The organism is Homoserinimonas aerilata (assembly GCF_006716125.1).
Lineage (GTDB): Bacteria > Actinomycetota > Actinomycetes > Actinomycetales > Microbacteriaceae > Homoserinimonas > Homoserinimonas aerilata.
On sequence record NZ_VFOM01000004.1, the window covers coordinates 64,863 to 77,222 of the forward strand.

13 protein-coding genes are annotated in these 12,360 nt (G+C 67.3%); all 13 read right to left on the reverse strand.

The annotated features are described in order from the left end of the window. Positions 1–103 precede the first annotated feature (103 nt). Positions 104–616: a hypothetical protein gene (locus FB562_RS12590; protein ID WP_141881656.1), complete on the reverse strand. Its 513-nt coding sequence runs from the start codon at positions 614–616 to the stop codon at positions 104–106. Beyond that, the gene (locus FB562_RS12595) at positions 616–798 is read right to left on the reverse strand and encodes a hypothetical protein (protein WP_141881657.1); all 183 of its coding nucleotides are present in this window, start codon (positions 796–798) and stop codon (positions 616–618) included. Before FB562_RS12595 ends, FB562_RS12590 begins: the two co-directional genes overlap by 1 nt. Before the next feature lie 89 nt (positions 799–887). Further along, positions 888–1,082, reverse strand: a complete 195-nt coding sequence (locus tag FB562_RS12600; protein WP_141881658.1) for a hypothetical protein — start codon at positions 1,080–1,082, stop codon at positions 888–890. Beyond that, positions 1,082–2,611, reverse strand: a complete 1,530-nt coding sequence (gene lysS, locus FB562_RS12605) for a lysine--tRNA ligase (RefSeq protein WP_141881659.1) — start codon at positions 2,609–2,611, stop codon at positions 1,082–1,084. The genes FB562_RS12600 and lysS overlap by 1 nt, the downstream gene beginning before the upstream one ends. A gap of 215 nt (positions 2,612–2,826) precedes the next feature. Beyond that, entirely contained in the window at positions 2,827–4,233 is a 1,407-nt protein-coding gene (locus FB562_RS12610) for an FGGY-family carbohydrate kinase (protein WP_141881660.1), read from the reverse strand. Positions 4,234–4,255: 22 nt separating this feature from the next. Then, on the reverse strand, positions 4,256–5,716 hold the full coding sequence (locus FB562_RS12615) for an FAD-binding oxidoreductase (RefSeq protein ID WP_141881661.1): 1,461 nt from the start codon (positions 5,714–5,716) through the stop codon (positions 4,256–4,258). A 48-nt stretch (positions 5,717–5,764) separates the two neighbouring features. Next, positions 5,765–6,541 carry an SDR family oxidoreductase gene (locus FB562_RS12620; protein WP_141881662.1) on the reverse strand — a complete coding sequence of 259 codons (777 nt, stop codon included), beginning with the start codon at positions 6,539–6,541 and terminating at the stop codon, positions 5,765–5,767. A 30-nt stretch (positions 6,542–6,571) separates the two neighbouring features. Next, positions 6,572–8,038: an NAD-dependent succinate-semialdehyde dehydrogenase gene (locus tag FB562_RS12625; protein ID WP_141881663.1), complete on the reverse strand. Its 1,467-nt coding sequence runs from the start codon at positions 8,036–8,038 to the stop codon at positions 6,572–6,574. A gap of 55 nt (positions 8,039–8,093) precedes the next feature. Beyond that, a complete protein-coding gene (locus FB562_RS12630) occupies positions 8,094–9,047 on the reverse strand; it encodes an NAD(P)-dependent oxidoreductase (protein ID WP_141881664.1) in 954 nt (317 codons plus the stop codon). A 2-nt stretch (positions 9,048–9,049) separates the two neighbouring features. Beyond that, positions 9,050–9,556 carry a formaldehyde-activating enzyme gene (gene fae / locus FB562_RS12635; RefSeq protein WP_141881716.1) on the reverse strand — a complete coding sequence of 169 codons (507 nt, stop codon included), beginning with the start codon at positions 9,554–9,556 and terminating at the stop codon, positions 9,050–9,052. 8 nt (positions 9,557–9,564) lie between these two features. After that, positions 9,565–10,503, reverse strand: a complete 939-nt coding sequence (locus FB562_RS12640; RefSeq protein WP_141881665.1) for a glycine betaine ABC transporter substrate-binding protein — start codon at positions 10,501–10,503, stop codon at positions 9,565–9,567. Between the two features lie 46 nt (positions 10,504–10,549). Next, positions 10,550–11,308, reverse strand: a complete 759-nt coding sequence (locus FB562_RS12645; protein WP_246081494.1) for an ABC transporter permease — start codon at positions 11,306–11,308, stop codon at positions 10,550–10,552. 29 nt (positions 11,309–11,337) lie between these two features. Then, entirely contained in the window at positions 11,338–12,360 is a 1,023-nt protein-coding gene (locus FB562_RS12650) for an ABC transporter ATP-binding protein (protein ID WP_425459835.1), read from the reverse strand.

Below are 12,360 nucleotides of genomic sequence, written 5' to 3' on the forward strand. Positions count from 1 at the left end.
TTTTCGCGCGGAAATGGGGCCGAAGTGGGCAACTCGCGTAAGGAAGTCGAGCAGAGTGGGGCCGAAGTGGGCAACTCGCGTAAAAAGTCGAGCAGAGAGTGGGCTAGCGGCCGATCGGCGTGACGACGTAGAGCACCTCGGTGCCCGCGTCGACGGGCTTGAGCGTCACGACGACCGAGAACTCGCCAGAGAAGACACCATTGGCCGAGTCGGCCGTCTCCGCCGCAACATTCTCGACATTGCCGGCCGCAACGAGAGCCGCACGGATGCCCGCAAAAGTCGGCCCCACAGCATCCGGAGCGACAATCGACACCGACCAGGTCGTGCCACCGTTCGCCGACACCGAGCCACCGGCCGTCACCTCACCCGCAACGAGCGGAACGGATGCCGGAAAATCGGCAGGCACATCGGTGCCGGTCTCGACATCGACGCCCGTCGCATCCGACAGCGCATCACCGACGGCGCTGCCGATCTGATCCCGTGCGGCATCGAGGGGGTTGCCGGAGCATGCGGTCAGCGTCGGCACGATCACAAGAACCGTCGCAAACACGGCGGTCGCGAGCGCCCTACGGCGCGGCGCACCCGTCGCAGAGCGGCCCGTCACGGAGCGAGCCATCAGAGCGCGTCAGGCTTCGGCTGGCCGGCCTTCGCCCGCTCCTCCGCCTCGATCGACGCGTAGACGGTGCGCTCGGTGCGGTCGGCGCGCAGGATGGCGCGGATCACCAGCCAGAAGATCGCCCCGATCAGAATGGTCGGGGTGATCGAGAAGAGCGCGTTCGCCCAGAAGTCGTCAAGCACGGCACCAGTCTACGGTGCCGAAGCTCGACAGCGGCCGGGAGCGTCCTCGCCAGACGACTGCCCGGAACCACGGATGCTGCGGGCTCCGCTCAATTGCCGGTGAGCAGCCCGATCAGCCCCGTCGCCAAGAAGTACACGCCGATGCCGCCGGCGATGACCCACAGGCCGATGCGGGCCGGCGGAATACTCGGCTTGTCGGGCTTCTCCGCCTTGTTCGGCTTGCCTGAGTCGACCGGCTTGTCCGAGTTGATGGGCTCGTCTGGGGTGTCTGAGTTCTCGGCCATCACTTCACCAGGGGGAACAGGATCGTCTCGCGGATGCCGAGCCCCGTGATCGCCATCAGCAGGCGGTCGATGCCCATGCCCATGCCGCCCGACGGCGGCATGCCGTGCTCGAGCGCACGCAAAAACTCCTCATCCATGCGCATCGCCTCGTGGTCGCCACGGCCGGCGAGCTTCGCCTGCTCCACGAAACGCTCATGCTGGATGACCGGGTCGACGAGCTCCGAATAGCCGGTCGCCAGCTCAAACCCGCGGATGTACAGGTCCCACTTCTCGACGACACCCTCGATCGAGCGGTGGTCGCGCACGAGCGGCGAGGTGTCGACCGGAAAGTCCATGACGAACGTCGGCCGCGTGAGATCGACCTTCACGTAGTGTTCCCACAGCTCCTCCACAAGCTTGCCGTGGGTGGGGTGCTGCACCTCGATCTCGAGCGTCGCGGCGTGCGCGAGCAGCTCCTCGACCGGCGTCTGCGGGGTCACACTGAGACCGGATGCCGCATTCAGCGACTCATACATGGACACGCGGTCCCACTGGCCGCCGAGCTCGTATTCGGTGCCGTCAGCCCACGTGACCGTGTGGCTTCCGGCGACAGCGAGCGCGGCATCCTGAATCAGCTGCTGCGTCAGGTCGGCCATCTGGTTGTAGTCGCCGTACGCCTGGTACGCCTCGAGCATCGCGAACTCGGGGCTGTGCGTCGAATCGGCACCCTCGTTGCGGAAGTTGCGGTTGATCTCGAACACGCGCTCCAGCCCGCCCACGACCGCGCGCTTCAGGAACAGCTCCGGCGCGATGCGCAGGAACAACTCCGTGTCGAAAGCATTGCTGTGCGTGACAAACGGGCGAGCGGATGCGCCGCCATGCACCGTCTGCAGCATCGGCGTCTCAACCTCGAGATAGTCGTGACCAGCGAACGTAGACCGCAGCGACGCGTTCACCTTCGCGCGGGCGCGCACAACAAAGCGGGCCTGATCGCGCACGATCAGATCGAGGTAACGCTGACGCACCCGCGTCTCCTCGCTCAGCTCCGAATGCAGATTCGGCAGCGGCCGCAGCGTCTTCGCCGCAATACGCCACTCCTCGACCATGATGCTCAGCTCGCCGCGGCGGCTCGAAATGACCTCACCCGACACGAACAGGTGATCGCCGAGATCGACGACATCCTTCCACTCGGCGAGCGACTCCTCACCGACAGAAGCAAGCGACACCATCGCCTGGATGCGCGAACCATCGCCCGCCTGCAGCGACGCGAAACACAGCTTTCCCGTGTTGCGCAGGTGCACGATGCGGCCAGCCAGGCCCACCCTCTCGCCCGTCTGCGCATCCGGCTCCAGATCAGGGAACTTGGCCCGCACATCCGGAATCGACGCCGTGATCGGCAGCGACACCGGATACGCCCCAGCGCCCGAAGCGATCAGCTGCTCACGCTTCGCCAGACGCACCCGCGTCTGCTCGGCAGCCTCAGCGGCGGCAAGCTCCTCGGCGGCGGCATCCGGGACGGCAGGGGCGGAAGCAGGGGTCGTATCGGTCATGCGAAGTGTTCGTCTCCTAGGTCGCGTACAAGCCTACGGTGTGCGGGCGGGATGGGTAACGCGGGGGCCGGTCTCGAGACGGCACTCCGTGCCCCTCGACCAGCAGTAATTGCGGGAGCCGGTCTCGAGACGGCACTCCGTGCCCCTCGACCAGCGGTAATGTGCGCGGGCCGGTCTCGAGACGGCACTCCGTGCCCCTCGACCAGCGAGACGGGTCAGAGGTCTTCGAAGAGGGTGTGGGCGCGGGCTACCACCGTGAGGTGGCGGCGCTCGATCTCGGGGTAGGCCGCCTGCTCGGCCGGGTCGGGCTCGAAGCTCGCATCCGTGCGCACCATCGCGTCGATCGCCGCATCCCAGTCGGGGTGCAGGCCGGTGCCGACGGCCGCGCAGATGGCGGCTCCCATGCCGGCGGCATCCGTCAGCTCGGGCCGGCGAACGGGCACGCCGAAGACGGATGCGAGAACCCCCATGAACATGTCGGATGCGGCCCCGCCGCCGGTGACGATGAGCTCGTCGACGCCGCGCCCCCGTTCGGCCTCGAGCCGCCGCACGCTGTCGTGCATGGTGAACGCGATCGACTCCAGGATGGAGCGGAACAGCTGCGCCCGCCCCTGCGTGCCGTCGAATCCGAGGAACGCGCCCCGCCGGTGCGGCTCGTCGGCGGGCGCCAACCAGTCGAGCACGGTGACGAGCCCGCCGCTGCCGGGCGGCACTGCGGCCGCCTCCGCGCCGAGCAGTTGTTCGAGCGGCGCATCCGAGTCGGCGCCGCCGAAACCTGCGACGAGGTCGCGGAACCAGGCGACCGTCCACATGCCGCGGCGGATACCGTCGCTCTCCCACAGGTAGCCGTGCGGGGTGGACGCGAAGTTCTGCCAGCCGGTCGCGACCACCGGCCGGTGCCGAGCATCCGGAACCATCGCCGCAATGTAGGTACCGAGCGACAGCAGGGCGGTGCCGTCGCCGCGCAGCCCCGCGCCGAGAGCCTCGACGGCCTTGTCGTTCGAGGTGGCGATCACGGGGATTCCGGCGGGCAGTCCGGTCGCGGCGCTCGCCTGCTCGCTGACCAGCCCGAGCGTGTCGCCCGGCTGCACGAGCTCGAAGAGCATGTCGCGGGGCGTGCCGAAAGTCTCAGTCTCGGGCAGCCACTCCCAGCGGGCGGCGTCGATCGGCCACATGCCCTGATAGTTGCCGGCGGTGTCGCGGAACTCCCCCGTGAGTCGATGCGTGACGTAACCGGATGAGGTGGTCACGTACGCGGCATCCGGCACCTCCTGCTCGTAGGGGCGCGACAGCCGCTCGTCCATCCAGCTCATGATCGGCTGCGCGAGCGAGCCGTCGGCGCGCAGCACGGCGCGGCAGAACCGGATCGTGCACAGCCCCACCCCGGCGATCAGCGCGGGGTCACCGTCGAAGCGCGACAGTGCGAGCGAGGTGGCGGCCGCGATCGAATGCCAGATGTCGTCATCCGGATGCTCCCAGCGGCCAGGCGCGGAAGACACGTATGCCTTCAACGGCATGCGGGCTGCGGCGTGCACCCGCCCCGCACCGTCGACGATCGACACCTTCGTGCTCTGCGAGCCATTGTCGATCGCGACGACGTACGCCGCCTGCTGTTGCGCCATGATCCCCATCCTGCGGGGAAGCCTATTCTGCCGGGAAGATCGTGCCGTGGTTCATCACGCCCCGCGGGTCGAACGCCTCCTTGAGGCCGCGCAGCAGCGGGTAGGCGCTGCCGTGCTCCTCGAGCGTCCACGGTGTGCGGTACTTGCCGATGCCGTGGTGGTGCACCATCGAGCCGCCCAGGCGCAGCGCCTCCTCGACGACGATCGCGTTGATCGGCACGTGGTATTCGGTGATCTCGTCGCGCGGCTCGACCTTGATGTCGTAGTCGTAGACGAAGTAGAGGTTGGTGCCCGTCTGGTAGCTGTGCGAGGAGTGCGCGCCCAGCATGGTGAGGTCGGCCGCGCGCGGGAACTCGGTGCGCACCCGGGCGATCACCGACTCGAAGAGCTCCTTCACGCCCGACCAGTTGATCGACACCTCCGTCGTGTAACCGAGGTGGGCATCCGCCAGCATCTGTGCCTTCTCGGCGTCGATCTTGTCCTGACCCCAGTTGAGGTTGTCGAACCAGCGCTCGATGTGGGCCGGGTCGACCTTCTCGTGGGGCACGTCGGCGAGGATGCGCTCGATGCCGTCGGCCGTGGCATCCGCGACCCCCGCAGGGCCTTCGGCGACGAGCACGACGACGGCGCGACCCTTGGCGAAGTGCGCGAAGTGCTGCGCGGCGTCCTCCTCGGAGTAGGCGCGCGCGACGGAGGGCCGGTAGCCGTCCGCGATGATCTGGCGCAGCGCATCCGTGCCCGTCGGCAGGCTGTCGACAAGGTAACCGAGGAAGCGGTTGTTCTGCGGCTGGTACCTGAAGATCTTCACCGTGACCTCGGTGATGAAGCACAGCGCCCCCTCATTGCCGATGACGATGTGCCGGATGTCCGGGCCGGCGGCACGACGCGGCACGTTCTTGATGCGGCTGATCTGACCGCCCGGGAACACCGCCTCGAGGCCGACCACCATGTCTTCGATGCCGCCGTAGAGGGTCGAGAACTGGCCGATGGAGCGAGTGGCGACAAGGCCGCCCATCTGCGCGATCGGCTTCGACTGAGGCGAGTGGCCCGTCGTGAAGCCCTTCTCCCGCAGTGTGTCCTCGAGCACCTGCAGTGGCACACCACACTGCGCCGTGACCATCATGTTCTCGACGTCGATGTCGATGATCTCGTTCATGTGCGAGCCGTCGAGCACGATCGTGTCGTCGACGGTCGTCTCGAGGCCGCCCTCTGTGGCGGTGCGACCCGTGCGCGGCACCACGTTCACGAGGTTCTCGTTCGCGAAGGCGAGAACCGCGGCGACATCCGCCGTGGAGCGGGCATTCACGATCGCCGCCGGGATGGGCCCGTCGAAGATGCCGTGCACGGCCGTGTACTTCTTGAAGCGGTCGACGCTCGCCTCGCGCAGGTTCTGCTCGTCGGTGTCGACAACGGATGCGCCGAGCAGTTCGACCAGTCCTGAGATGATCTCGCTGCGGCTGAGGGAGGAGCGGGACGCTGACATGTTCTTCAACTCTTTCTTCGTGGGTCTTCTGCTCGAGGGGTGTGCGTCTCAGCGCACGAGGTAGCCGCCGTCGACCGTGAGCACGTGGCCGTTGACGTAGTCGGATGCCCGGCTCGCGAGAAACACGACGGCACCCATGAGGTCGGCGGGGTCACCCCAGCGGTCGGCGGGGATGTGGTCGAGCACCCTCTGGTTGGTCACCGGGTTCGAGCGGGTCTGCTCGGTGATCGCGGTCGCGAAATAGCCGGGCGCGATCGCGTTGACCTGGATGCCGTGCGAGCCGAGCTCGTCGGCGTAGGCCTTCGTGAAGCCGACGATGCCGTGCTTCGTCGCGGCGTAGGCGGGCGAGCCGAGCCCGCCCAGAAAGGAGAACAGCGACGCGATGTTGATGATCTTGCCGCTGCCGCGCTCGATCATGTGCGCTGCGGCCTCGTGCGCCAGCTCGAAGGCGGCGGTCAGGTTGACGGCGACCATCGGGTCCCACTCCCTGCGCCCGAATTCGGTGACGGATGCGAGCCTGCTGATTCCGGCGGAGTTCACGACCACGTCGACAGAGCCGAGGGTCTCGATGCAGCGCGCGATGACGGCCGCGGGCGTGCCCTCTTTGGTGAGGTCGGCATCCATCTGCTCGTAGCGGCGACCCTCTGCGGTGACGAGGCGCTGCGTCTCACCGCCGTCGTCGAACATCCCGGGCACGAAGACGTCGGCCCCGGCCTTCGCCAGTGCGAGCGTGAACGCCCTGCCGAGGCCGGTGTTGCCGCCCGTGACGATCGCGTTCCTGCCCCTGAGGGAGAAGAAGTCGAGGGAGAAGTCGGTGGTTTCCACGCTGATCCTTGTCTGGTGTTGGTGCGAGGCTCAGGCCGCGAACGGGTCTGCGATGCCGATGTAGCGGGTCTCGAGGTACTCGTCGATGCCCTCGAAGCCGCCCTCGCGGCCGAGGCCCGACTGCTTGACGCCGCCGAACGGTGCAGCCGGGTTGGAGACGAGGCCCGTGTTGAGGCCGAGCATTCCGGTGTCGAGGCGCTCGGCCAGGCGCAGGCCTCGGTTCAGGTCGCGAGTGTAGGCGAAGCAGACGAGTCCGTACTCGCTGGCGTTGGCCATCCGGATGGCCTCATCTTCATCGCGGAACCGCACGATGGGGGCCACCGGGCCGAAGATCTCCTCCGTGAGGATGTGCGCCGTCGGGGGCACATCGGTGAGCACGGTCGCCGGGTAGAAGTAGCCGGGGCCCGCTGCAGCCTCGCCGCCGAGCGCCACGACGGCACCCTCGGAGACGGCGCCGGCGACAAGCTCGGCGACCTTGGTGCGGGTGGCCTCGTCGACGAGCGGGCCGAGAGTCGTGCCCGGCTCGGTGCCCGCGCCCAGCTGGTATGAGCCCATGCGCTCGATCAGCTTCTCGCTGAACTCGTCGGCGACGGACTCGTGCACGAGAAAACGGTTCGCGGCGACGCACGCCTCTCCGCCGTTACGGAGCTTCGCGAGCAGCGCGCCCGAGACGGCCGCATCGATGTCGGCGTCATCGAAGACGAGGAACGGCGCATTGCCGCCCAGCTCCATCGACACACGAAGCACCTGCTCTGCGGATGCTGCGATGAGCCGCTTGCCGACCTCCGTCGAGCCCGTGAACGACAGCTTGCGCAGCCGCGCGTCCGCGATGAGCGGCCCCGTGACGGCGCCGGCGCGGGAGGTGGGGATGACGTTGACGACCCCGGCGGGAACGCCCGCATCCTCGAGCACCTGCGTGAACAGCAGCGCCGTGAGCGGGGTCAGCGCGGCCGGCTTGAGCACAGACGTGCAGCCCGCGGCGAGCGCCGGCGCGATCTTGCGCGTCGCCATCGCGAGCGGAAAGTTCCAGGGGGTGATGAACAGGCACGGCCCCACAGGGCGCCTCGCCACCAGCAGTCGGTTCGCCCCATCGGGGGCGGTCGCGTAGCGCCCGGAGACCCTCACGGCCTCCTCCGAGAACCAGCGCAGGAACTCCGCGCCGTAGGCGACCTCGGCCCGCGACTCGGCCAGCGGCTTGCCCATCTCCAGCGTCATCACGAGGGCGATCTGCTCGGTGCGCTCGACCGTGAGTTCGAAGGCTCGCCGCAGGATCTCGGCACGCGCCCGAGGCGCCGTTGCAGCCCATCCCTCCTGCGCGCGGTGTGCTGCCGCGAGCGCCGCCTCACCGTCTTCTGGGGTCGCATCCGCAACTCTGGCGATCACCTCACCGGTGGATGGGTCGACGACGTCGAATTCCTTACCCGAGGAGGCTGCCCGCCATTCGCCGTCGATGTAGAGGCGGGTGGGGGTGCCTGTGGGGAGATTGGTGCTTGTCATCGTGGTTCCCTCCTGGGTGCGGATGCGCGGTGTGATTCGCTGGGGTGGTGGGTCGTCAGACTGCCGCAGCGGTCATGGCGGGCTCAAGGCGGAGACTCGTGCCGAGGAGATCCTCGTAGAGCTTGAATGGCGTCATCTCGCCGGCACGGTCACCATAGGATGCCTTCGCCCGACGGTAGACCTGCTCGACGAGCGAGGAGAGCTCTGTTGGCACTCCGACCGAGCGGGCCAGGTCGACAGAGAGGCCCAGATCTTTGCAGGCGAGCGCGATGGCGAAGCCCTCGTCGTAGTCGCCATTCTCGAGAATGGAGAGCACGTCGCGCTCGATGAAGTTGCTGTTGGCGGGGCTCGCGATGAGGGAGTCACGCAGGACGCCCAGGTCGACCCCTGCGGCGGTTCCGACGGCAAGGACCTCGGCTGTGGCGACGAGGTGCGAGAACCAGAGCTGGTTGATCATGAGTTTGACCGCGTAGCCGGCACCGTGCCTGCCGACATGCAGGATGCGATCCGGGTCGCCCATGGCCTCGAACACGGGGCGGAGTCGGTCCACATCGTCGGCGTCGCCGCCGACGAAGATCTGCAGCATGCCGTTCGCAGCGCCGACCGACATGCCGCTGACGGGGGCGTCGAGGATGTGCAGCCCGCGGTGGGCTTCGTCGCCGCGAACACGGTCGGCGACATCGGGCACCGAGGTGGACATGTCGATCCAGGTGCCGCCGTCTGCGATGCCGGCAAGGATGCCGTCTGACCCGTGCACAACATCCGAGACATGCCGCGGTGTCGGCAGCATGGTGATCACCACATCGCTCCCGGTCGCCACCGCTGCTGCGGTGTCGGCCCAGGTGGCGCCTGCGGCCACGGCCTCGTCGGCGGACTCCCTGCGGATGTCCGTGACGACGAGTCTGTAGCCGGCCTTCTGGAGGTTGCGGACCATGCCGGAACCCATGCTGCCGAGGCCGATGAATCCGATCACCGGAAGCTCGGCACCCGGAAGCGATGTGGTGCTCATTGTTATGCGTTCTCTTTCGTGCTCGTGTAGAAGGGGTTCCACGGGTGCTCGCGGGCTGCGATCACCTCGGATGTTGCCGGCAGGTTGGCGGCGCCGTTGCCGAGGGCGGTGCGGGTCGCCTCCCGGTTGTTGCGGTAGACGGCGTCGGCGTCGTCGGCTCCCGGGTTCACCCAGACGGCGGCGATGACCACATGCGTGTCTGCCTGCTCTGCCGAGATGATTCCGTCGGCGAGGGCATCCGCGACTCCCGCCGCGACTCCGGCCTGCGCCGGACCCCAGATGTGGTTGCCGTGCTCGTCGCCAGCGGGTGCCGCCTTCGTGACGAACAACGTGAGCGGTTTCACGGGCAGCGAGGGGCGCAGCACGGCGACGAACGGCACATGCCCCTCACTGGGTGATGCGAGGGCTGTCGCCCAGGCGGTGCCCGCCGGCCCATCACGGTGCCCGAAGACGGTGTTGATGTGCGCGGCGTTCACCCCCTCGGAGATGAAGCTCTCACCGATCTGCATGGTTGTCACTAGATGAGTCCCTGATCTTCGAGCCACGCGATCGCGACATCTTCGGGGTCTTCGCCGTCGACGTCGACCTGCTGGTTGAGTGACTGCATGACCTCGGTGGTGAGGAGCGGCGACAGCTTCGCCATGACCGTTGCGATGGCCGGGTACTTGTCGAGAGTCGCCTGCTTGAGCGTGAAACCACCCTGGTAGCTGGGGAAGAAGTTCTCGTCGTCTTCCATCACCACGAGGTCGAGCGCGCTGATGCGGCCGTCGGTCTGGAACACCTCGCCGAAGTTGCAGTCATCGCCCTTCTGGGTGGCCGTGTAGATGACGCCCGTGTCGAGCATGGTCAAGCCCTTTGAGTCGTCGGCCGCAAACCCGTAGGCGGCCTTGAGCCCGGGCCATCCGTCGTCGCGTGTCGAGAATTCGCTCTCGATGCAGAAGGTCTGGTCGGCGGCGGGCAGCTTGGCCACATCGCTGAGCGTCTTCACGCCAAGCTTGTCGGCTTCACTCTTGCGGACGGCGAACGCGTAGGTGTTGTTGAACGGTGCCGCGTCGAGCCAGGCGATGTCTTTCTTCGCGTCGGCCTCCTTGACGGCATCGAACTGCTCCTGCACGCCCTTCACGGGTGCCGTGTTGCCGTTGTAGGTGACCCACGAGGTGCCCGTGTACTCCCAGTAGCCGAGGAACTGGTCGTTCTCGAGTGCCTGGCGCACGTTGGCGGAGCCGACGAGCTTAATGTTCGCCTCCACGTCGGCGCCGTTCGCGTTCAGAAGTTCCGCCGTCATGTAGGCGAGGATGTACTGCTCGGCGAAGTCCTTCGCGCCGATCTCACCTGTGAGACCGCTCAGTTCGCCGCTGCCGCCGTCGGATCCGCCGTCGGATCCGGTGGAGCATCCGGTGAGGATGAGGGCGCCGGCTGCGATGGCGGCGAATGTTCCGAGAACATGTTTCTTCATATCCGTTTACCTTTCAGGTGATTGTGATTGCAGGGGTGTTGGGGTCTTACATTCCTCGCGGCCGCACCCACTCCTCGACGAGGCCCGCAAGCCAGTCGATGAGCACGGCGATCGAGGCGACGAGCACGGCGCCCACCACGAGGACGGGGTACCGCTGAAGCTTCAGGCCGTTGATGATCATGTCGCCGAGGCCGCCCGCATTGATGAACGTGGCGACCGTGGCGACACCGACGGCGAAGACGAGGGCCGTGCGGAGGCCCGCCAGGATGACCGGCGAGGCCAGCGGCAGTTCGACGCGGCGCAGCACCTGGCCCGGGGTCATTCCCATGCCGCGTGCTGACTCTTTGACGTTCGCATCCACCTGCTCAAGGCCGGCCATGGTGTTGCGCAGAACCGGGAGGAAAGAGTAGGCGACAAGCGCGACGAGTGCCGTCGCGAAGCCCGTCTGCCACACGATGGCGAGCAGGATGACGACACCGATCGCCGGCGTCGCCTGACCGACATTCGCGATGCCGACAATGACGGCCGTGAACACTCGCGACTTCGAGCGGGTCACCGCGATACCGGCGGGGATGGCCAGGGCGGCCACCAGAAGGGACGCGGCGACGGTGAGCACCAGATGCTCGCGGATGCGCGCCACAATGTAGTCGGCGTTGAGCGTGCGCTGCTCGATCGAGTCGAGCTGAAGACTCGACACCCACGCCCACGTCGCCAACAGCACGACCACGACGATCACGAGCGGCATGAAGCGGCGGATGCGCGCCCAGGTTCGACGCGCCGGCCGAGTGTCAGTGACCGTCTTCACCACTGTGGTTGGCGATTCAACGACGGACATCATCCACGCTCCCGGATGCGCGGGGCGACTCCTCCGAGTGCCGCGGAGATGGCCGCATGGTTGATGGATCCGACGACGCGGCCGGCATCCGAAACGTCCACCCGCTCGGCCCCTGTGAGCACCAGAAGGTCGATCGCATCCCGAAGCGAGGCCGCGGCATCCACCGAGGCGGAGCCGTCGATCCCCGTCGGCTGGCCCAGTTTCGCGTCAACGACCGGGATGAGCGCCAACCGCTTCAGTGCGGCGCCCTGCCCGATGAACGACGACACATAGTCGTTGGCGGGGGCCGCCAGGATGTTCGCCGGGGTGTCGAACTGCTCGATGCGGCTGCGTTCGCTCAGCACCGCGATGCGATCGCCGAGCCGGATGGCCTCCTCGAAGTCGTGCGTGACGAAGATGATGGTTTTGCCGATCTCCGCCTGCAGCCGCAGGAACTCGGCCTGCAGTTTCTCGCGGGTGATCGGGTCGGTCGCGCCGAACGGCTCATCCATGAGCATCACGGGCGGATCAGCGGCGAGCGCGCGGGCCACACCGACGCGCTGCTGCTGACCGCCGGAGAGCTGGCGCGGGTAGCGCTTTGCGAACACGCCCGGGTCGAGTTGCACGGTTGTGAGCAGTTCCTCAACGCGCTCGGCCGTGCGCTGCTTCGACCAGCCCAGCAGCCGCGGCACGGTCGCGATGTTCTCCGCGATGGTGAGATGCGGAAACAACCCGATCTGCTGGATGACGTAGCCGATGTGACGACGAAGCTCATTGGGGTTGAGTGAGAGAACGTCGCGGCCGTCGATACGGATCGCCCCCGACGACGGCTCGATGATCCGGTTGATCATCTTCATGGTTGTCGTCTTGCCGCATCCGCTCGGCCCGACAAGCATGACAAGTTCGCCCGGCTCGATCGTCATAGAGAAACGCTCGACGGCGGGAACCGGCTGGCCGGGGTAAACCTTCGAGACCTCGTCCAGTTCGATGCCGACGGCGCCTTCGGATGCCGGCCGTGCGGAGAGACTGCCGGTTTCGGTGAT